The 19,239-nt window shown below is 60.9% G+C and carries 21 protein-coding genes; 13 read left to right on the forward strand and 8 right to left on the reverse strand.

Annotation, left to right across the window (positions count from 1 at the left end; genetic code table 11):
* Window positions 1-44 precede the first annotated feature (44 nt).
* Both BFP92_RS11455 and BFP92_RS11460 read right to left on the reverse strand, forming a co-directional pair.
* The gene (locus BFP92_RS11455; RefSeq protein ID WP_065929572.1) at window positions 45-587 is read right to left on the reverse strand and encodes a putative natural product biosynthesis protein; all 543 of its coding nucleotides are present in this window, start codon (window positions 585-587) and stop codon (window positions 45-47) included.
* Window positions 588-649: 62 nt separating this feature from the next.
* Window positions 650-1,033, reverse strand: a complete 384-nt coding sequence (locus tag BFP92_RS11460; RefSeq protein WP_065929573.1) for a DUF2946 domain-containing protein — start codon at window positions 1,031-1,033, stop codon at window positions 650-652.
* 180 nt (window positions 1,034-1,213) lie between these two features.
* Between BFP92_RS11460 and BFP92_RS11465 the strand changes: the two genes are divergently transcribed.
* The 5 genes from BFP92_RS11465 (at window position 1,214) to BFP92_RS11485 (ending at window position 5,805) form a co-directional block, all read left to right on the forward strand.
* The gene (locus BFP92_RS11465; RefSeq protein WP_017134494.1) at window positions 1,214-1,822 is read left to right on the forward strand and encodes an SCO family protein; all 609 of its coding nucleotides are present in this window, start codon (window positions 1,214-1,216) and stop codon (window positions 1,820-1,822) included.
* Window positions 1,822-2,298, forward strand: a complete 477-nt coding sequence (locus BFP92_RS11470; protein WP_065929574.1) for a copper chaperone PCu(A)C — start codon at window positions 1,822-1,824, stop codon at window positions 2,296-2,298. The genes BFP92_RS11465 and BFP92_RS11470 overlap by 1 nt, the downstream gene beginning before the upstream one ends.
* Before the next feature lie 280 nt (window positions 2,299-2,578).
* Complete coding sequence (locus tag BFP92_RS11475) at window positions 2,579-4,207, forward strand: argininosuccinate lyase (protein WP_239694253.1); 1,629 nt, start codon at window positions 2,579-2,581, stop codon at window positions 4,205-4,207.
* Window positions 4,208-4,298: 91 nt separating this feature from the next.
* Window positions 4,299-5,213 (forward strand): LysR family transcriptional regulator, encoded by a 915-nt coding sequence (locus BFP92_RS11480; protein ID WP_065929575.1) that lies wholly within the window; start codon window positions 4,299-4,301, stop codon window positions 5,211-5,213.
* Window positions 5,214-5,256: 43 nt separating this feature from the next.
* Window positions 5,257-5,805 carry an HIT family protein gene (locus tag BFP92_RS11485; protein ID WP_239694254.1) on the forward strand — a complete coding sequence of 183 codons (549 nt, stop codon included), beginning with the start codon at window positions 5,257-5,259 and terminating at the stop codon, window positions 5,803-5,805.
* Window positions 5,806-5,914: 109 nt separating this feature from the next.
* On the opposite strand, the gene BFP92_RS11490 is transcribed toward BFP92_RS11485, so the two are convergent.
* Entirely contained in the window at window positions 5,915-6,379 is a 465-nt protein-coding gene (locus BFP92_RS11490) for a GNAT family N-acetyltransferase (protein ID WP_065929576.1), read from the reverse strand.
* A gap of 179 nt (window positions 6,380-6,558) precedes the next feature.
* On the opposite strand from BFP92_RS11490, the gene BFP92_RS11495 reads away from it, so the two are divergent.
* Window positions 6,559-6,894 (forward strand): hypothetical protein, encoded by a 336-nt coding sequence (locus BFP92_RS11495; RefSeq protein WP_065929577.1) that lies wholly within the window; start codon window positions 6,559-6,561, stop codon window positions 6,892-6,894.
* Here the strand turns inward: BFP92_RS11495 and BFP92_RS11500 are convergent.
* Window positions 6,884-8,497, reverse strand: a complete 1,614-nt coding sequence (locus BFP92_RS11500; protein ID WP_065929578.1) for an ATP-binding response regulator — start codon at window positions 8,495-8,497, stop codon at window positions 6,884-6,886. The two genes, BFP92_RS11495 and BFP92_RS11500, sit on opposite strands and share 11 nt — an antisense overlap.
* A gap of 96 nt (window positions 8,498-8,593) precedes the next feature.
* On the opposite strand from BFP92_RS11500, the gene BFP92_RS11505 reads away from it, so the two are divergent.
* The gene (locus BFP92_RS11505) at window positions 8,594-9,196 is read left to right on the forward strand and encodes a response regulator transcription factor (RefSeq protein WP_065929579.1); all 603 of its coding nucleotides are present in this window, start codon (window positions 8,594-8,596) and stop codon (window positions 9,194-9,196) included.
* Here the strand turns inward: BFP92_RS11505 and BFP92_RS11510 are convergent.
* Window positions 9,193-9,627: a GNAT family N-acetyltransferase gene (locus tag BFP92_RS11510; protein ID WP_065929603.1), complete on the reverse strand. Its 435-nt coding sequence runs from the start codon at window positions 9,625-9,627 to the stop codon at window positions 9,193-9,195. The two genes, BFP92_RS11505 and BFP92_RS11510, sit on opposite strands and share 4 nt — an antisense overlap.
* A gap of 265 nt (window positions 9,628-9,892) precedes the next feature.
* Between BFP92_RS11510 and BFP92_RS11515 the strand changes: the two genes are divergently transcribed.
* The 4 genes from BFP92_RS11515 to argE are packed head-to-tail and all read left to right on the forward strand — an operon-like array spanning window position 9,893 to window position 13,465.
* Complete coding sequence (locus BFP92_RS11515; protein WP_065929580.1) at window positions 9,893-11,182, forward strand: flavin-containing monooxygenase; 1,290 nt, start codon at window positions 9,893-9,895, stop codon at window positions 11,180-11,182.
* A 24-nt stretch (window positions 11,183-11,206) separates the two neighbouring features.
* Window positions 11,207-11,617, forward strand: a complete 411-nt coding sequence (locus tag BFP92_RS11520; RefSeq protein WP_003207327.1) for a RidA family protein — start codon at window positions 11,207-11,209, stop codon at window positions 11,615-11,617.
* A gap of 10 nt (window positions 11,618-11,627) precedes the next feature.
* On the forward strand, window positions 11,628-12,305 hold the full coding sequence (locus tag BFP92_RS11525; RefSeq protein ID WP_058421955.1) for a DUF1028 domain-containing protein: 678 nt from the start codon (window positions 11,628-11,630) through the stop codon (window positions 12,303-12,305).
* Window positions 12,306-12,319: 14 nt separating this feature from the next.
* Window positions 12,320-13,465 carry an acetylornithine deacetylase gene (gene argE / locus BFP92_RS11530; protein WP_065929581.1) on the forward strand — a complete coding sequence of 382 codons (1,146 nt, stop codon included), beginning with the start codon at window positions 12,320-12,322 and terminating at the stop codon, window positions 13,463-13,465.
* A 115-nt stretch (window positions 13,466-13,580) separates the two neighbouring features.
* On the opposite strand, the gene BFP92_RS11535 is transcribed toward argE, so the two are convergent.
* Window positions 13,581-14,807 (reverse strand): hypothetical protein, encoded by a 1,227-nt coding sequence (locus tag BFP92_RS11535; protein WP_065929582.1) that lies wholly within the window; start codon window positions 14,805-14,807, stop codon window positions 13,581-13,583.
* A gap of 389 nt (window positions 14,808-15,196) precedes the next feature.
* On the opposite strand from BFP92_RS11535, the gene BFP92_RS11540 reads away from it, so the two are divergent.
* A complete protein-coding gene (locus BFP92_RS11540) occupies window positions 15,197-15,922 on the forward strand; it encodes a type III effector (RefSeq protein ID WP_239694255.1) in 726 nt (241 codons plus the stop codon).
* Between the two features lie 240 nt (window positions 15,923-16,162).
* Here the strand turns inward: BFP92_RS11540 and BFP92_RS11545 are convergent, their stop codons facing one another.
* The gene (locus tag BFP92_RS11545) at window positions 16,163-17,074 is read right to left on the reverse strand and encodes a LysR substrate-binding domain-containing protein (RefSeq protein ID WP_065929583.1); all 912 of its coding nucleotides are present in this window, start codon (window positions 17,072-17,074) and stop codon (window positions 16,163-16,165) included.
* A 250-nt stretch (window positions 17,075-17,324) separates the two neighbouring features.
* On the opposite strand from BFP92_RS11545, the gene BFP92_RS11550 reads away from it, so the two are divergent.
* Entirely contained in the window at window positions 17,325-18,740 is a 1,416-nt protein-coding gene (locus tag BFP92_RS11550) for a purine-cytosine permease family protein (protein ID WP_065929584.1), read from the forward strand.
* 124 nt (window positions 18,741-18,864) lie between these two features.
* Here BFP92_RS11550 and BFP92_RS11555 read toward each other — a convergent pair whose 3' ends face one another.
* On the reverse strand, window positions 18,865-19,209 hold the full coding sequence (locus tag BFP92_RS11555) for a hypothetical protein (RefSeq protein ID WP_065929585.1): 345 nt from the start codon (window positions 19,207-19,209) through the stop codon (window positions 18,865-18,867).
* Window positions 19,210-19,239: the final 30 nt, after the last annotated feature.

Raw genomic sequence — 19,239 nt, forward strand, 5'->3', positions numbered from 1 at the left:
ATCGTCCTGGAGCCACAGTGTCACGCCATGGATTCGCCAGAACCTCAAGGCACCGGCAACCAGCCGCTGAAACCGTTTTTGGCCAGCGGGCACCAGGCAAAGTCGCCTGCCGGGTCCGGCAGTACCTGATGCTCAATGCCCGTCAAGGCGTCGCCCTTCCAGTCGAACACCCTTGCGTTTCGCCAGGCCAGGACCACGCCCTGTGCCTGGCTTTCATCGGCACTGATCCAACGTGCCGCCGCAGCCGCCATAAAGGCCTCGATCGGTTCCACATCGATGCGCGCCCGATAGGAAGACGCCAACAGCCAGCGGCACACATTCAGGTGGTAGGTCCAATCCTGGGCGACCTGGTTGCGATAGGCCCAGGTCATGAAGCTGCGAAACAGGTTCAGGCCCTCCGGCGGGTCGAGCTTGAGCAGCGCGGGGCAGATATCGAACAAGGTGTGCCAATACGGCAACAGACGTGCATCCAGGTGCACGAAGCAGCGCGAATTGCTGGGGTATTCAGGGCGCGAGGGTTCGGCGTGCAAACGCCGGGATGCCTTGCTGACCAGGCGGCTGGCGCCTGCTGGCAATGGTGGGTTCATGAAACGCACTCACAGTCGTGACGATAGAACGCCTCCTGATCACAGGAAGCCCAAGGCACACGTCAGAAAGTGGGGGAAGCGCGAGGGTTGGCCGACGGCCAGGAATAGCGTGGAGGGGCTTTGTTGCGCCGTTCATGGGCCGGGCGCGGGGTTTGCCCAAGGCCGAGCAGCCAGGCCAGGCCGATCATGAACACGATGGCCACGGTCACGGCCGCGCACACCGGGCAGGCAAAGTAGTTCGAGATGTTGCTGGAGGCCGTGTTTTCCAACCCTTTGTCGGAAAGCGGCGCCTGGCTGCCGTCCACTGAACAGAACGCCCCGCCGATACCATTGAGCTGCAGGCCCATCATCTGCCCATGCCCCAAACCGCAGACGAACAGGTTCATCAGCACGCAGAAGTACAGGGCCCAGGCGATCAGTGAACGGTCGGGGTGGCTCAATTTCATGGCGGCGACTCTACCACCGAAGCCGCAAAAGGATGAAGCGCCGCGCGCCCCTGCGGCAGAACGTCGCAGATTACGTGGGCTGGCCGGGGTTGGTAGACTGTGCGCCCGCATCATTACTCCTTTTCAAAGCCTGAACTGTCGATCCAGAGCAATGCAGGCGCTTCACAGGATGCACAGTTGATGAGTACGTTATTCACCCGCCGCAAAGTGCTGACCGGTATGGGCCTGCTGGGCCTGGGCAGCCTGCTGGGCGGCTGTGACTACAGCCCCAAGCTGAACTTCAAGTACGGCAAGGACCTCAGTGACAAGATCATGGGCCGCACCTTCAAGCTCAAGAACACCGACGGCGAAACCGTCACCCTCAGCTCGTACCGTGGCCTGATGCCGGTGGTGTTCTTCGGCTTCACCCAATGCCCGGCCGTGTGCCCCACCACCCTGGCCCGCGCCGCCCAGGCCAAGAAGCTGATGGGCCGCGATGGCAAGATCATGCAGGTGGTGTTTATCACCCTCGACCCCGAGCGCGACACGCCCGAATTGCTCGACCGCTACGTCAAGGCCTTCGACCCCAGCTTTGAAGCGCTGTACGGCACCCCGGAAGAAATCGCCGTGGCCGCCAAGGAGTTCGGAATCTTTTATGAAAAGATCCCGGCCGGGGACACCTACACCCTGTCCCACACCTCCACCAGTTTCGTGTTCGACACCCGTGGCAACCTGCGCCTGGGCCTGTCGGCATCCCTTACCGCTAAAGAGTGCGCAGAAGACCTGCTCACCGTCATGGAGGTCTGCTAATGACTGCCGTTCAAACCCTCAAGCGCCTGACATTCGGCCTCACCCTGCTGGGCCTCGCGGCGCACGCCAGCGCTCAGGTACAGGTCAGCGATGCATGGGTACGCGCAACCGTGGCGGGCCAGACCTCCAGCGGCGCGTTCATGACCGTCACCGCCGACAGCGACAGCAAATTGCTGAGCGTGAAGTCGCCTGCGGCCAAGGACGTGCAGATTCATGAGATGAGCATGAAGGACGACGTGATGCGCATGGGCCCGGTGGATTCGGTGACCCTGCCTGCCGGCAAAGCGGTCAAGCTCGACCCGGAGGGCTACCACGTGATGCTCATGGGCCTCACCGGCCAGATCAAGCAAGGCGACGTGGTGCCGCTGACCCTGACCGTGGAAAACGCCAAGGGCGAGAAGCAGACGATTGAAGTAGATGCCCCGGCCCGCGCGCTGACCGACATGGGTGACATGGACCACAGCAAGATGCACTGAAAACCGCTGATGAAGGTGGGCGCTGGCTCGCCTGCGATGCAAACACCTCGGTGTGTCAGGTAGACCGCGTTGATGCCATCGCAGGCAAGCCAGCTCCCACAGAAAGCAGTTCGCGGCGCGCACAAATTTGCTTTTGACCTTGATCTGGCAAGCACCATCAGCCATATCCAAAACCTCTGCCGTCAACACTTTCTATATATTTTCAATCTACCCGCACACCCGCTAGCCTGATTGCGCCGCAACGACGGCCCATAACGCCAACAATAAATCAGGTGTCTGCGTGAACAACATATCCCCCCAACGTGCGCTGAAAAGCCTGCTTTCCCTCGCCGTGACCCTTGCCCTGTTTAACAGCCTCAACGCCTATGCCGCCAACACCGGCGAACTGCCCTGCACCACCACCGAACAATGCGCGGCCCAGGCGGCCAGGGTCGGCGCCACGCCCGACAGCTCGCAAACCGAGCACAAAGCCAAGGGCGACCCCACCCAGACCCAGTTCGCCTGGCTCAACCGCATCAACAAAGCCTCGATCGTGATGCTCACCGAAGAAGGCATCGTCAAACCCGAGATGGGCCAGAAGATCGCCGGCGGTGTGCGCTACGCCATTGCCCAGGCCGACCAGCCCGGCGGCACGCGCCCCAGTGATGTACTGCAACTGGAAAAAATCATGACCGACAAGATCGGTCCCGAAGCCTCGTTGATCCACTCCGGCCGCAGCCGCCAGGACATGCTTGCCACCTACCGCCTGGCCGCCCTGCGCAGCCAGGTGCTGGCCTACAGCGAAGCGCTCAACGCCACACGCCAGCGCCTGCTGAACATTGCCGACAAAAACGTCGACACCCTGGTGCCCGCCTACACCAACGGCGTGCAGGCCATGCCCATCAGCTATGCGCATTACCTGCTGGCGTTTGAAGCCGCTTTCGACCGCGACGGCCAGCGCATCCGCGAGCTGTACACACGCTTGAACCAGAGCCCGATGGGCACCGCCGTGCTGGCGAACTCGGCGTACCCGCTGAACCGCGAGCGTCTGGCTGAGCTGCTGGGCTTTGATGGCGTGCGCGAGAACTCGCTGGATTCCAGCCAGGTCTCGACCTATGACATCCCCATCGAAGCGGCCAATATGGCGTCATCGTCCGCCATCCGCGTGGGCGCAATGATTGGCGATATCCACACCCAATACCATCAGATCCGCCCCTGGTTGCTGCTCGATGAAGAAGCCACCTACACCAGCAGCGCCATGCCGCAAAAACGCAACCCGGGCTTGCTGATGCGCGCGCGTGAGAGTGCCTCGGACGTGGTCGGCCTGGCCCAGGCCGTGACCTTGCGCGCTCACAACGTCACCACCGGCATGACCGACTACAAGTTCGCCTTCGACTCGCTGGGCGTGTTCCGCTCGACCCAGGAAATGTTCCACAGCCTCGACGCGGTGCTCGACGCGCTGCAGATCAACCCGCAGCGCGCGCTCGAAGAACTGGAGTCGGAATGGACCACCTCGATGGAGCTGGCCGACACGCTGGAGCGTCAGTACAAAGTGCCGTTCCGCATCGGCCACAGCTTTGCCTCGTTGATCGTCACCCAAGCGCGCAGCAACGGCACCACGCCGAAGACCTTCGCCTACGCCGACGCGCAGAAGCTGTATAGCCAGGCGGCGGACAAGTACAAATGGACGCCCACTACCCTGCCGCTGGATGAGGCCGGTTTTAGAGCGGCGCTGTCGCCGACCAACATGGTCCAGACCCGCAAGGGCACCGGCGGCCCGCAGCCGCAAGAGGTCAAGCGCATGCTGGTGGAGGCGCGCAAGACGCTGCAGGTTGATCAGCAGTGGCTCAAGGAGCGGCGTGAAAAGCTCAAAAGCGCCGAAACCCATCTCGACCAGGCCTTCGATAAGCTGGCCGACAGCAAGCGCTGAACCGATTGTGGTGGTCGCGGGCTTTGGGCATATTGACGGCCGGGCCGCGTGCGGCCGCCCACCACTGCGTCTTGTCACGGGATAGGCCACCATGGAACTACGCCATTTACGCTATTTCATTAGGGTGGCCGAAGAACGACATTTCACCCGCGCCGCCGCACGCCTGAACATGCAACAACCGCCCCTGAGCCAGCAGATTCGCGCCCTGGAACAGGAACTGGGGTTCGACCTGTTCAAGCGCCACCCCAAGGGCGTGGACCTGACGGCCGGTGGCCGGGTGTTTCTTGAAGAAGCGCAAGCCATTCTGGCCCGCGTCGAGCATGGCGCGCTCAAGGCCTCCCGTGTGGCCCAGGGCATCGAGGGCACCCTGGCCATCGGCTTCACCAGTTCGGCCGCCGCCCACGCGCTGATCCCGCGCATCATCCGCGCCTACCGCGAGCGCTACCCGGCCGTAGAGCTTTCGATCAATGAAGGCAGCGCCCGGGAATTGACTGAAAACGCCATCGAAAAACGCATCGACGTCGGCATCCTGCGCGCCCCGGTCAGCACCCATCCAAGCCTGGCCTTCCACCGCCTGCTCAACGAAGAAATGCTGCTGGTCCTGCCCACCGGCCATCCGTTGCTGGCCAACGCCGACAGCGCCATCCCCATTGCCGCACTCAAGGACGAACGCTTTATCCTGGTACGCCGCCCCGGCGCGCCGGGCATGTACGCCAACCTGATCACCGCCTGCCAGAACGCCGGTTTCGAACCCAAAATCGCCTTTGAAGTGGAACGCATGCTGACCAACGTCAGCCTGGTCGCGGCTGGTGAAGGCATCTCCGTGGTGCCGGCGTCGATGCGCGATGTACACCGTGACAGCGTGGTGTATTGCCGAATCAAAGACGCCAGGCCCAAGCTGCTGGCGCCGATTACCCTGGTGCGGCGCACGTTTAATCCGTCGGCGCCGTTGCAGAACTTTATTGGATTGGCGCGGGAGTTGGGGGCGGTGTATCGCAAGGGCTGAAGGGCTTGTTACCCTGCCCGCCTTGCCCACAAGGACAGTGTTTATGCAGATCGACCCTACCTTCATCCTTCATGAAACCGAACACTGGTTGCTCAACCATCATCTGACCTCAAAGCTGCCGGGCTACCTCATGCTGGGCGCCAAAGCGCCGATCGACTCCCTGGCTGCTATGCCCGAGGCCGCGTTGGCCGAGTTGGGTGGCCTGCTCGCCAAAACCCAACAGGTGATGGAGACGCAGCTGCGACCGAAGTGGCTGTACATCAGCCGCTACGGACACATGCCGGGCTTCGCGCTGCACTTTCACTTCATCCCGGTGTATGACTGGGTGGAGCAGGCCTTTTGGCGGGATGAGCGCTATCGGCTGCTGCAAGGTTTTGGCTCAAAGGACCAAGGGCTGACCGATGGGGCTGAGCTGACGCTGTTCGTGTGGCGCGAATTTGGCGAAAGCCCCACGCCGCCGGCCATCCAAGGTCCCACCGTGGAACAGGTTGTTCAAACACTGCGCACAGCCTTCGGCGCCGGCGAGGCTGCGAAGGCGGCGGCACTGGCGACACATAAGTTGCCTGACCCACCGCTTTCGCAGCCTCGCTAAAGCTCGACAGCTCCCACAGGGGATCGGTTGTGTTGGTTAGATCTCAGTTCGCAGGGGCATCGCGACAGACACAAATCCCCCCAGCGACAAAGATCCAATGTGGGAAGGGTCACAGCCGTTTTACCATTGGGATACACGCCAACGCCAAGCCCGACGGCGAGTGATACACCGCCTGCTCCTCACCCACATACCCGCAGGCCCGGTAGAAGCTCGCCGCATTCAACGTCGCGTCCAGCACGAGCGCTTCAATCGCCAGTTCCCGCGCGAGTTTTTCCAGGTGATCAAGCATCGCCTTGCCATACCCATGCCCCGCGAACTCCGGCAGCACAAACAACGCACCCACTTCATTGTTGTCGAGGTCGAGCATTCCGGTCACGACGGGCTCATCGTTCACCCAGCCCAGGTAAAACGGCTTGTCCATCAGTGTGTCGTAGCCGTCTTCAGCCTTGCCGCGTGTCCACAGCGCCATTTGCTCGGCAGTGTAGGCGCCGATGCATTGGCTGCGGATGGCCAACAGGCGAATGTCGAACGCCGCCTGGGCGTGCGCTGAAGTGGCGCGTTTTATCTCTAGCATTGCTCTCTCCGTCCATGACCTCATCGTGCCACTAGCACACGTGTGCTAATCGACCCCTTTACCCGGCGGCGCTATATTCCACGGCACTTCCAACGCTCTCCCCGGCACCGCACACCACCTGTTGCGTGAGGGTGCGTCGCGCGTTGGAAAAACCCTGATAACCCCAAGGAAGAAGCATCATGAACCTGCATGCCCCCGTTACCCGTCTCGCCCTGCTCGGCGCCCTGATCATCGGCGTCGCCGGTTGCAGCAACGTCAAACCCAGCGAAGACCATCTCAAGACGCTGTCGGAAACCAACCTCGGTGAACCGGTCAAGCGTATCTCCAATGTCCGCAGCGACTCCATGACCACCTACTACATCGCCAGCGCCGCCTCCGGTGATTACAACTGCTCCGTGCCCAGCGGTGCCAGCGGTGGCATGTTTGCCGTGGCCAGCTTTGGCCTGATGAAGCCTGCCGCCTACTGCCAGCCCAAGGGCGCGCGGGGCAATGGCTTGACGCCGTTTAACCCGTAACACTCGATTGGCTGAGGTCACGCAGCGTGCCGCGCAGTTCTGCAGGCCGCACCGGTTTGGAGAGAATCGCGATCTGGCGGTCGTGCAAGGCCGCCTGGATTTTCTCCACGTCGTGGCCGGTGAGGATCAGCGCCGGCACCGCCCAGCCGCGTTGCTGGCGCAACGCGTCGATGCATTCGATGCCGGTGGCGTGGTTGCCCAGGTCGTAGTCGGCGACGATAATGTCGCAGTCGCTGGCCAGGCCCTGCCCGCTGGATTCGGCCTGCACCTCGCAGCCCCAGCGCTCCAGCAAGGCCTGGGTGGCCAGCAGCACGTTGTGGTCATCTTCCACCAGGCAGACTTTCAAACCCGTCAGCAGGCCGGCCTGGCGCGCGTCGTCGCGCGCAGTCGGTTGGCGTGGCGCTGTTGCCAATGCCAGGCCATGCAGGCTCACGCAGGTGCCATGGCCCACCCGTGACCGCAGGCTCACCTGCACCCCCATCAATTGCCCCAGCCGCTTGACGATGGACAACCCCAGGCCCACGCCTTCGACGTCCTTGTCGCGCAGTTGGCGGACCCGATAAAACTCCTCAAAGACCTTCACCTGATGCTCCTCGGCAATACCGCGCCCCTGGTCATGCACCTCCACCGACAAGCCGCCGTCGCGCACGCGCACGCCGATCAGCACGGGCCGTTGTGCGCCGTATTTAAAGCAATTGGAGAGCAGGTTCTGCACCATCGTCGCCAGCATCGCGGGGTCGACCTGCACCCAATGCGTACACCGGCGCAGGCGCAGTTCCACCCCGGCCCAATGCGCCGCCTCGGCGTGTTGGCGCACCAGGTCGGCGAGGAATTCGCCCAGGTGAATCACCTGGTACTTGGGCAACAGCCTGCCGTTGTCGAGGGTGTAAAGGTCGAGAATCGAACGGAACAGTTGCGACACGTTAAGCAACGAGCGGTCGATGTTGTCCACCAAGCGCTGCTCAGCCTCGCCCAGCTGCGCTTCACGCAAACAGGCGGTGAACAGACCGATGGAGTGAATGGGCTGGCGCAGGTCGTGGCTGGCCTGAGCCAGGAAGCGCGACTTTTCCAGGTTGGCGGCGATGGCTTCTTCGGAAGCCTTGCGCGTGCGCTCAAGCAAAATATGCGCGTACACCGGGATCACCGTGCTGGTGATCATCAGCATCAGCACCATGAACGGCTGCGCCTGCCACAGGGGCGTTAGCCGGTACACGATCAGCAGCGCGAGCAACGCCAGGCCGGTGGCAATCGCCAGGTAGCGCGAACCGTAGCGCATGCCATTGCCCAGGTTGACCCACACCATCACCGCATAGAGTGGCAACGCCGGTTCGCCGCCCACCACCAGCCCGAACGAGGTGCCGGTGTAGTCGTGGATCATGCCGAAAATCCGCCGCGCCGGGTAATGCCCGGGCCAGCGCGCGATCACCTGGCGCAACGCAATGGAGACCAGCAGGAACGCGACGATATACAGGATCACCGGCAAGTAGGTGTCGACCGACTGGCCCGGCAAAAAGCCCAGTGCGCCGATGTAGACAATGGCGATGGCGGCCACCACGATGCGCAGGTTGGCCTGGTCGAGTTCGGAATTGGTCTCATGACTCATGGGTGACGTCCTTGTGCGGCATTCGGTCTATCCTTTACGCGCCAGAGGCTAAAGTAGCATGTCAACGCACACCCATGCCCCAGGAAGGAGCACGCCATGACCGGCCGAATCATCATAGCCGACGACCACCCGATGTTTCGCGAAGGCATGCTGCGCACCGTGCAGCGCCTGTTGCCCGAGGCCGTGGTACAAGAAGCCGGCGACCTCGACGCGGTGCAGGCGCTGATCCGCGAGGGTGGCGACATCGACACGCTGATCCTCGACCTGCGCTTCCCCGGCCTGACCTGTATGAGCCAACTGGCCGACCTGCGCCAGCAACTGCGACGCACCACCTTGATCGTGGTGTCGATGGTCGACGATCCGGCGCTGATCGATCAGGTCATGGCCCTGGGCGCCGATGGTTTTATCGGCAAGAACATCAGCCCCGATGAAATCGGCCAGGCCTTGTTGGCGATCCGCGAAGGCGAAGTGCTGGTCAAGTTTTCTCCCTCCGGCCTGCTGCCACTGGGCACCCACACCCTCACCGCGCGCCAGCAGGAAGTGCTGCGCCTGATCGCCCAAGGCAAGACCAACAAGGAAATCGCCAAGGCCCTGGCGATCTCGCCGTTTACCGTGCGCATCCATGTGTCGTCGCTGCTGCGCAGCTTGAAAGTGCCCTCGCGCGCGGCCGCGGCGGTCAAGTATTCCGGGGAGTTCTAGGCATTTTCATGGCCTGGGCGGGTGAAGGAATAACGGTCGATATCCGTGCGTAATGTCCACCCCTGCCCTTGCCAATACGCAGCGGCATGGGTGTTGGTTTTGAACACGTCGAGGTGGCATTTGTGGATGCCCAGTTGCTCAAGCGCGTTGAGGCAACGCTCGACCAGCGCCTGGGCGATGCCCTGGCGGCGATAGTCCGGCAGCACCAGCAGGTGTTGCAGGTAGCCGCGCCGGCCGTCATGGCCGCACATCACGCAAGCGATCACGCGGCCTTGGGCTTGGGCGACAAAACTCATCTGCGGGTTGCGGGCCAGGTAACGCTCGGTGGCCTCGCGGGAGTCGGCATCGCGCAGGGAAATGCCGGGGGTGTTTTGCATCAGCTCGAGTACGGCGTCGTAGTCGCCAGCCTGCATGACGCGGAAGTTGAGCATGGTGATAAAACCCTCTGAGTTGCGCACAAGTCTGCCTGCATCAGTACCCGCCGTGCACCCATGAATACACGAGCGGATCACCGCTTCAGCTGTCGCAGCGCAAACCAGGTGCTTTGCAGCAGCGTGTACGGGTCGCCGCTGTGAGCTTGCATCCGATATTTATGCTCACTCCCAAGCTTAATAATATTTTATTAAAAATCGCCCTCCCCCTAGCCTTGAAGCCATGCCCAAGCTGAATCCAACTGCATTACGCAAGGACAGACACATGACTCAAGCCATAACAAAAACAGACACGCTGGTAGTGGGAGCCGGTCAGGCCGGTGTGGCCATGAGCGAGCACCTGAGCAAGCAAGGCGTGCCGCACCTGGTGCTGGAGCGCAGCCGTATTGCCGAGCGCTGGCGCACCGGGCGCTGGGATTCGCTGGTCGCCAACGGCCCGGCCTGGCATGACCGCTTCCCTGGCCTGGCATTTGATGACGTCGCCGCCGACGGTTTTGCGCCAAAAGAGCGCGTGGCCGATTACTTCGAAGCCTATGCCCGCAAGTTCAACGCGCCGATCCGCACCGGCGTGGACGTGACCTCTGTGGTGCGCAACGTGGGCCGCCCAGGCTTTACCGTGCACACCAGCGAAGGCGTGATCGAAGCCAACCGCGTGGTCGCCGCCACCGGGCCGTTCCAGAAGCCGGTGATTCCGGCCATCGCGCCCAAAGACAGCGCGCTGCACCAGATCCACTCCGCCGACTACCGCAACCCCGCACAACTGCCCGCCGGCGCAGTGCTGGTGGTGGGCGCCGGTTCATCCGGGGTGCAAATCGCCGATGAGCTGCAGCGCTCCGGGCGCCAGGTGTACCTGTCGGTCGGCGCCCACGACCGCCCGCCGCGTGCCTATCGCAACCGCGACTTCTGCTGGTGGCTGGGCGTGTTGGGCGAGTGGGACCAGGCCGCGATGAAACCCGGGCGCGAGCACGTGACCATTGCCGTGAGCGGCGCCCACGGCGGCAAGACCATCGATTTTCGTGAGCTGGCCCAGCAAGGCATGACCCTGGTCGGCCTCACCCAAGCCTTCGACGGCAACGTCGCGCGCTTCCAGGCCAACCTGGTTGAAAACCTGGCCCGTGGCGACGAGAACTACCTGGCGCTGCTGGATGCGGCAGACGCCTACATCGAGCGCAACGGCCTCGACCTGCCACTGGAACCCGAAGCGCGGCGCGTATTCCCGGATGCCGAGTGCATCAAAAACCCGATCCTGGAACTGGACCTGGCCAAGGCCGGTATCACGTCCATCATCTGGGCCACCGGTTTTGCCGTGGATTACAGCTGGCTGAAAGTCGATGCGTTTGACGCCGCCGGCAAGCCGCAGCATCAGCGCGGTGTGGCCAGCGAGTCGGGCATCTACTTCCTCGGTTTGCCATGGCAGTCGCGCCGGGGCTCGTCGTTTATCTGGGGCGTTTGGCATGACGCCAAATACGTGGCCGACCACATCGCCATCCAGCGCCAATACCTTGAATACCGTGAGCCCGCACCGGTTGCCCGCCCATCGCCTGTCATTGCCTGAGCACTTTTTTCCGGAGTTTATTTGATGCCTACTCACACTCGCATCCGCATGTTCAACACCAAGGAAACCTACCCTAACCAGAGCCTGGACAACGACCTGTGCCAGGCCGTGCGTGCCGGCAACACCGTGTATGTGCGCGGCCAGGTGGGCACCGATTTCGACGGCAACCTGATTGGCCTTGGCGACCCGCGCGCCCAGGCTGAGCAAGCGATGAAAAACGTCAAGCAACTGCTCGAAGAGGCCGGTTCCGACCTGAGCCATATCGTCAAAACCACCACTTACCTGATCGACCCGCGCTACCGTGAGCCGGTGTACCAGGAAGTCGGCAAGTGGCTCAAGGGCGTGTTCCCGATCTCCACCGGGCTGGTGGTGTCGGCCCTGGGCCAGCCACAGTGGCTGATGGAAATTGATGTGATCGCCGTGATCCCCGAATAAGGAGCTGCCCATGACCTTTTCAATCGTCGCCCGATGCGCAGACACCGGCCAGCTCGGCATCGCCATCAGCTCCTCGAGCATCGCCGTAGGCGCCCGCTGCCCATGGCTGCGGCCCGGTGTGGGCGCAGTGTCGACCCAGAACATCACGTTGCCGGCTCTGGGCCCGGACGTGCTCGACCTGCTGGAACAAGGCCTCGACCCTGCGGCCGCCGTCGACAAAGCCCTGACGAGCAACGGCTACAGCCAATACCGGCAACTGACGGCGATTGATCATCTGGGCCGCAGCGTGCATTTCAGCGGCAGCGAAACCCTTGGCACCCACCATGCCGTGTCGGGCGAACAGTGTGTGGCGGCGGGCAATATGCTTGCCGACCGCGCGGTGATCGAGGCGATGGTGCACGCCTTCGAACACGGCGAAGGCCAGCTCGCCGATCGACTGCTGGCGGCGATGCATGCCGCCATCAACGCCGGTGGCGAAGCCGGACCGGTGCATTCCGCCGCGCTGGTGGTGGTGGGCGAGCTGACCTGGCCGATCATCAACCTGCGCGTGGACTGGGCCGATGAGCAACCCATCGCCGAGCTGCAAAAGCTCTGGGACGCCTACCGCCCGCAAGTGCAGGACTACATCGACCGCGCCCTCGCCCCCGACCGCTCACCGGGCTACGGCGTGGCCGGGGACGAGCGATGAGCTGCAGCCGAGCGATGAGCCACAGCCGCGAACTGCTGCAGACGCTGGTGGGGTTTGATACCACCAGTCGCGAGTCCAACTTGCTGCTGATCGAGTTTGTGCGCGATTACCTCGCAGGCTTCGGCGTGGCTTGCGAGTTGGTCTATAACGAGGAACGCAGCAAGGCCAACCTGTTCGCCAGCCTCGGCCCGGCGCAATTGCCGGGCATTGTGCTGTCGGGGCACACCGACGTGGTGCCGGTGGACGGCCAGCCGTGGACGGTGCCGCCGTTTGAATTGACCGAGGGCGACGGCAAGCTGTTTGGCCGCGGCACGGCGGATATGAAGGGTTACATCGCCTGTGTGCTGGCGTTGGTGCCTGCTTTAGTGAAAGCCAACTTGCGTATCCCGGTGCATATCGCCCTGTCTTACGACGAAGAAGTCGGCTGCCTCGGTGTACGCTCGCTGCTCGCGGTGCTGGAGCAGCGGCCGGTGAAACCGATGCTGTGCATTATCGGCGAGCCAACCGAGCTGAAACCGGTGCTCGGCCACAAGGGCAAACTGGCGATGCGTTGCGATGTGCATGGCGAGGCCTGCCATTCGGCGTATGCACCCTATGGTGTGAACGCGATTGAGCATGCTGCCGAGTTGATTGGCGAGCTGGGGCGCATCGGCCAGCGCCTGCGCGAGCAGCAGGACCCGCGGTTTGATCCGCCGTTCAGCACGGTGCAGACCGGCGTGATTTCGGGCGGCAAGGTGTTGAATATCGTGCCGGCCGATTGCCGCTTTGATTTTGAAGTGCGCGCCCTGCCCTCGATGGACCCGGGTGAAGTGGCTGAGGAGCTGCAAGCCTATGCCATGCAACAGGTGCTGCCGCGTATGCAGGCCGTGAGTAAACACAGCGCGATTCGGTTTACCGAGTTGTCGGCGTATCCGGGGTTGGTGACCGATGAACGCAGCCAGGCGGCGGAGTTGATTGCCGCGTTCAGTGGCTCGCGGGATTTCGGTACTGTGGCGTTTGGCACCGAAGGCGGATTGTTTGATGCGGTGGGTATTCCCACGGTGGTGTGTGGGCCTGGGAGTATGGACCAGGGGCATAAGCCGGATGAGTTTGTGAGTATTGAACAGTTGGCGGGTTGTGATGCCATGCTGGAGCGCATGCTCGACTCAATCCGCGCCTGAACCACGTCCCCACCAAACACCACAGATCAACTGTGGGAGCGGGCTTGCCCGCGAATGCAACCTGTCAGCCCCACACGTGCTGAGTGGCCCACCGTATTCGCGAGCAAATCCGGGCCTAAGCCAATGCCACCCGCTTGCCCATGAACTGAAGCCCTTCAGGTGACCCTGTCACTTTGAGCGCCGTTTTATAGCCGAAAAACTCGCCGTTTCCATCGCCGGAAGGGACCTTTTCCAAACCGTTCACAACGGCCGTATGCCCACCGAAACTCAAGAAACCAGGCGCATAAGGAAAGGTTGAATCAGACACATAGAGTACCGGTGGACGCTCATCCCGACTCGGCCTCCACGTAAAGTAAGAGTTGACGACACCGGCCAACACTTCGCTGGCTGGATCATGCCTGGAAAAAAGAACGACGTACGGGCGCCACCGACTCTCATGTTCACTTGATATCCCCAGTTCGAAACTGCGGTTGTCCAAATCTCGGATGAGGTCAAGTACGCTTTCCTTTGAACCCTTTTGAAGATCAGGAGGACACTCACCAATAACGCGAGCTTGCTGCGAAGCATCGTCACCGATCCACGAAGGCCAAGATCGCGACGATACCAGTTGGTAGGCTGCTTCCTTGACCGAGTAGAACGGGATGGTTGAAAAGTCTATTTTCTGGTGAATTTGATTGCGAGACCTGGCACTTTCCCTGGCGCTCATTTCCAATGCCATCGCCCAGTCTGTATTCAGAAGCTCTTTTTGGACTTCCTTCGGCAAGACATCAGTGATTGCACTGACCCAGCACCTGGCTTCTGTGCTCAGAGACACAGGCAAATTCTGGTCGCGCAAATCAAGGCAGCGAAAGCCATCAAATATTTCTTCATATCCAAGCTTTTCAACGGCCTCCAAAACAAGCGTGTCCTGGATGGATGAAGCCTCTGTTTCCACCAGAATCACACCTGGCAGCTTCCTGAGGCTCATCTGCTCGATAAACAGAACCAGGGCCGGCACTATTGAGTGCGTCTGCTCACCCAGGAAAACGACAGGCCCGTTCTCCGTGTATTCAAGACTTAACCGATAAAGGGCATTAAGAGCGTCTTGATGGGTATCGTTGCGACCAACAATGGTCCAAAAAGGCGCCTCTTTATCCAGGCCAAGACGTTGAGCCAAATTTTCGACGTCCGCGAGCGAACGAAACCCGCGAGAGACTGAAACAGCGTGCTGGCAGACCTTGAGTGGATATTCGGTCCCAAATACGAGCTTGGAGTGCTTTTGAAGACGCTTGGCATCTCGTTTGAGAGCCGAGACGTTACGAACGACAGACGCAGTTAGACTACGAATCAATGAAATCGCCATTTATTGCCTCTTGACGCGTTGAGAGCGCCTTACGGTCATTAAAATATGACTCGGCCCGAAATACGATTCAGGCGGTTTGAGCCATGAGCTTTCAGTTCAGCAGTGCGTCCCTCTCGGGTTTGGATGCGCCGCACTGGCGCATTAAGGAAGTTAGCCCAACGCTTCGGACAAATGCAATAGCCAAAATTCTGTTCCCGTGCCCCCTCACAAGCGTCCATCACCTCCTGCCATGAACTTAGGGTGCTGACAACGTTATGACAACCTACGCATGATTCGCGGAACTGCTTTCGTAATGGGAGCCACACAGGTGTCGGCTTTTCGACTGTGCGAAAAGTCCAGACATTGAGTAGTCCGCTGACTACTCGTTCTTTTTGAAGAAGGTAATCCCCGTGCGAGTAGAGACCACCCACATACCTTACATAAGCTCAGGCACCAGATATGCGTTGCTGAATGCAAAAAACCCATTCGATACCGGCGGCTTGGAAAACATGAGCCAGGCGGACATTGCGCGCCATACCAACGTGCGCTTTACCTCCAACTACGGCGCACCGACCTATCAGGTAGCACAGCAGGCGTCAGGTGAGATTTACGGTGGCTGGAAGGTGGAAAATCATGGGTTGAAAAAGGCAAATTTTCCTTTTATCAAATTCAACCGTGTACCCCCCAGGGATGAATCACCCTCTGTGGGCGACAAATTCCATATCAGTGTGGCACCTAAAGACCTGCCCAAGGCCTTTGAAATTATCAGTCGGTTGATCAACTCAGAAGAAAGCCCAATCAACAGTTGGAAAACCTCCGATTTAGATCGAATAAAAGGCGAGCGGCTATCGTTGGGCGGTCAGTTTACGCTGTACCCCAAGCCGGATCGCTCCGACGGCACCTACAGTCCAGAGTACATGGGTAAAATCCAGGCACTGATCAAAACCATTGAGCAGGAATTGCACGCAGAAGGCGTCCAGCCCAGCGACCACAAGCCCGACTCTGATGTAGCGGCACCAGAGTGGGGATATGTGTCTTATCGCAATGAAATCAGAAGCGACCGACACGGCTCCGAGGAGCAGAGCGCCCTCTTGCGCAACGAGCCCTTTTTCAAACTGGTCGGCGCCACCGCCTAAGCTTTCCCTTCGGGGCATGACAAATTTCGACGCACTTGCCGATCAAGCGCCGGGAACTGCCCCGTTCAAATCCTCCATCCAAGCTCAACCTCAACCACACTTTGATGATCGTTCCCACGCTCTGCGTGGGAATGCCGCCCGGGACGCTCCGCGTCCCGCCTTCAAGCCTCAGCGCAAGCGTGACGCGGAGCGTCACCGGATGCATGCCTTTGCTGCGCATGGGAACGATCTGGAAGGTATTCAGCCAAGGAGTCTTGCGAGTTCTTCGCGGCAGTAATCCACAAACAACTGCACCGGTTTGGTCAACGGTGCCCGTCGCAACCAGACGGCGGATAATCCTGAACCGGTGACCGTTTCCACCAATGGCACACACACCACCTTCTGCCCGTCGTAGGTGTACTCGGTAAACGGCTTGGTCACCAGAATCGAAAAGCCAAACCCGCGCCCGACCATGCCGCGCACCATCTCGATGGACGGCGAGCTGAACACGATATTCGGCGTCAACCCGCGCTCTTCAAAAATGCTCACGAAGTACGTCCGGCTCGGCAGCACATCCAGCAAAATCATCGGCTCCAGCACCAGGTCCGCCAGCGACACCTTGGCCTGTTGCGCAAAGCGGTGATCGGCCGGCAACAGCGCGTACGGCTGCTGCGGCGGCATCAACGGCGTGGTTTCGATGGTGCCGCCCAGGTCGTGCTCAAACAGCATCGCCACATCAATGCTGCCGGCCGTCAGCGCCTGCACCAGCTCTTGCTGCTCACCGTCGCGAATGCGGATTTCCACCCCAGGCCACAGCGCCTTGAACCCCGCGATCAAGCGCGGCAAATACAAGGGCGCCACCGTCTCAAAGCAACCGATATCGATCTGCCCCGCCACCACGTCATTGTCGGCCAGGGCGTTTTGCTCGAACTCATGGGCCACCCGCAACAACTCCAGCGCCTTGCGATAAAACCTTGCGCCGCTGGGCGTCAACGAAACGCCCTGGGCGTGATGGCGGATAAACAGCTGCACGCCAAAGCTGTCTTCCAACTGCTTGATCGCCGTGGAAACTGACGGCTGGGCGATATACAGCTTGCGCGATGCCTCGGCGACGCTGCCACACTCGGCCGTGGTGACAAAATATCTGAGCTGGCGCAGGTTATAGGCAGCCATCGGGACCTCCAGAAACGTGGGACTTCGCCCCAAACAAGTGCGTAAAAATCGGCTTTTTCACACTGATTCAAGACCATGCAACATACCGGAGCAAAAAATCCGGTGAGCTATATTTTTTAAGGTCTATAGCAACAAACTTACTAATTTACCTCCCCGCGCCCATTGCTGATGATCACTCCAACAACAAAGCGCCGCCCACGCTGCGCACAGCGAAGTACGTCAACGTACTCACCTTGCCTTGGAGTTCGTCATGGTCACCACTGCAACATCCTCCGCCCCGCTTATCGAAAAACACACGATCGGATACGTGCCCCCCGAAGACCGCCATGGAAAGGTAAGAGACCTGTTCACCCTGTGGTTTGGCGGCAACATCGCGCCGTTGCCGATCGTGACCGGCGCACTGGGTGTGCAATTGTTCCACTTGAACCTGGTATGGGGCATCGTCGCCATCCTGGTGGGCCACCTGGTCGGCGGCGTGCTGATGGCGCTGCACTCGGCCCAGGGCCCGCAAATGGGCATCCCGCAAATGATCCAGAGCCGGGCGCAGTTCGGTTCCCTCGGCGCCCTGTTGGTGGTGGTGATCGCCGGCGTCATGTACATCGGCTTTTTCGCCTCCAACATCGTGCTGGCAGGTAAATCCCTGCACGGTGTGGTCGACAGCGTGCCCGTGCCCGTGGGCATCGTGATCGGCGCCATCGGCTCCGGCATCATCGGCATCATCGGTTACCGCTTTATCCACGTGCTCAACCGCATCGGCACCTGGGTGCTCGGCGCCGGTATCGTGCTGGGCTTCGGCTACATCTTCACTCACGTGCAGACCACCGATTTTCTGACCCGTGGCAGCTTCAATATCTCTGGCTGGCTGGCGACTGTGTCCCTGGCTGCGCTGTGGCAGATCGCCTTTGCGCCCTACGTGTCGGACTACTCCCGCTACCTGCCGGCCGACGTGCCGGTGGCGTCGACCTTCTGGACCACCTACCTGGGCTCGGCCCTCGGATCCAGCCTGGCCTTTATCTTCGGCGCCGTCGCCGTGCTCGCCACCCCGGTCGGCATGGACACCATGGAGGCGGTAAAACTCGCCACCGGTGCCATCGGCCCGCTGATGCTGGTGCTGTTTTTGCTCAGTGTGATCAGCCACAACGCCCTCAACCTCTACGGCGCCGTGCTGTCGATCATCACCCTGATCCAGACCTTCGCCTACCGCTGGATCCCCACCGCCAAAAGCCGTGCGGTGATCTCCACGCTGGTGCTGGCCGCCTGTGCCATCGCCGCCGTGTTCGCCTCCAAAGATTTTATCGGCCACTTCGTCGACATGGTGCTGGTGCTGCTGGTGGTGCTGGTGCCGTGGACGGCAATCAACCTGATCGACTTCTACGCGATTCACAAAGGCAAGTACGACATCGCTTCGATCTTCCGCGTCGATGGCGGCATCTACGGCAAGTACAACCCGCAGGCGCTGCTGGCGTATGCGATCGGGATTGCAGTGCAGATTCCGTTTATGAACACGCCGCTGTATGTGGGGCCGATTTCCGAGCACATCAACGGGGCGGATTTGTCCTGGGTGGTGGGGTTGGTGGTGACGTCGCCGTTGTACTTCTGGCTGGCGAGTCGGGACAGTGCCTACAAGCGCCGGATGGACGGCGGGAAGCTGCTGAGCGGGGTTTGATACCGCGCCCCGGCTTAAGCCAAAGGTCACATTCTGACAGGGTGCCAATACCGTCGCGGGTACGGCGGTATCGGCACCTTCAAGGGCGAATCAGCCCTCCCCTCGGATAACGGCAGGGTTGCGCTTACGCCCAACTGCGCCGGCGTGAAAACCCTGCGTTGAACCCCGAATCCAGCTCGCCTGCGCCATGCCCGGCTTTTTTGTACGGGCCGCCAGCGTCGAGCTCGCTGCGAGCGCCGCGCTGACCGAAACCAGCGTTGAAGCCAGGGTCCAGATCATTTGCGTCATACTTGGCCGTGTTGTACTCGTCGGCGAAACCGATTTCTCTGCCAGCGCCGCGCTGACCGAAACCTGAGTGGAAGCCAGGGTCCACGTCGTTTGTGGCTTTATTGAACGTGTCCTTGACGGTTCTGCTTGTATCAAACTGAGGCAAGGGTATGCCTGAACTGAAACCATTGATTGAAGACATCGATACACCTCTTGATAGCTGGAAATAACC

Source organism: Pseudomonas sp. 58 R 3 (assembly GCF_900006605.1).
Taxonomy (GTDB): domain Bacteria; phylum Pseudomonadota; class Gammaproteobacteria; order Pseudomonadales; family Pseudomonadaceae; genus Aquipseudomonas; species Aquipseudomonas salomonii.

Bases quoted from the DNA above. Each gene is read 5' to 3' on its own strand.
- BFP92_RS11455 (WP_065929572.1), bottom strand. From the start codon at position 587: ATGAACCCACCATTGCCAGCAGGCGCCAGCCGCCTGGTCAGCAAGGCA.
- BFP92_RS11460 (WP_065929573.1), bottom strand. From the start codon at position 1,033: ATGAAATTGAGCCACCCCGACCGTTCACTGATCGCCTGGGCCCTGTAC.
- BFP92_RS11465 (WP_017134494.1), top strand. From the start codon at position 1,214: ATGAGTACGTTATTCACCCGCCGCAAAGTGCTGACCGGTATGGGCCTG.
- BFP92_RS11470 (WP_065929574.1), top strand. From the start codon at position 1,822: ATGACTGCCGTTCAAACCCTCAAGCGCCTGACATTCGGCCTCACCCTG.
- BFP92_RS11480 (WP_065929575.1), top strand. From the start codon at position 4,299: ATGGAACTACGCCATTTACGCTATTTCATTAGGGTGGCCGAAGAACGA.
- BFP92_RS11485 (WP_239694254.1), top strand. From the start codon at position 5,257: ATGCAGATCGACCCTACCTTCATCCTTCATGAAACCGAACACTGGTTG.
- BFP92_RS11490 (WP_065929576.1), bottom strand. From the start codon at position 6,379: ATGCTAGAGATAAAACGCGCCACTTCAGCGCACGCCCAGGCGGCGTTC.
- BFP92_RS11495 (WP_065929577.1), top strand. From the start codon at position 6,559: ATGAACCTGCATGCCCCCGTTACCCGTCTCGCCCTGCTCGGCGCCCTG.
- BFP92_RS11500 (WP_065929578.1), bottom strand. From the start codon at position 8,497: ATGAGTCATGAGACCAATTCCGAACTCGACCAGGCCAACCTGCGCATC.
- BFP92_RS11505 (WP_065929579.1), top strand. From the start codon at position 8,594: ATGACCGGCCGAATCATCATAGCCGACGACCACCCGATGTTTCGCGAA.
- BFP92_RS11510 (WP_065929603.1), bottom strand. From the start codon at position 9,627: ATGCTCAACTTCCGCGTCATGCAGGCTGGCGACTACGACGCCGTACTC.
- BFP92_RS11515 (WP_065929580.1), top strand. From the start codon at position 9,893: ATGACTCAAGCCATAACAAAAACAGACACGCTGGTAGTGGGAGCCGGT.
- BFP92_RS11520 (WP_003207327.1), top strand. From the start codon at position 11,207: ATGCCTACTCACACTCGCATCCGCATGTTCAACACCAAGGAAACCTAC.
- BFP92_RS11525 (WP_058421955.1), top strand. From the start codon at position 11,628: ATGACCTTTTCAATCGTCGCCCGATGCGCAGACACCGGCCAGCTCGGC.
- argE (WP_065929581.1), top strand. From the start codon at position 12,320: ATGAGCCACAGCCGCGAACTGCTGCAGACGCTGGTGGGGTTTGATACC.
- BFP92_RS11535 (WP_065929582.1), bottom strand. From the start codon at position 14,807: ATGGCGATTTCATTGATTCGTAGTCTAACTGCGTCTGTCGTTCGTAAC.
- BFP92_RS11545 (WP_065929583.1), bottom strand. From the start codon at position 17,074: ATGGCTGCCTATAACCTGCGCCAGCTCAGATATTTTGTCACCACGGCC.
- BFP92_RS11550 (WP_065929584.1), top strand. From the start codon at position 17,325: ATGGTCACCACTGCAACATCCTCCGCCCCGCTTATCGAAAAACACACG.
- BFP92_RS11555 (WP_065929585.1), bottom strand. From the start codon at position 19,209: ATGTCTTCAATCAATGGTTTCAGTTCAGGCATACCCTTGCCTCAGTTT.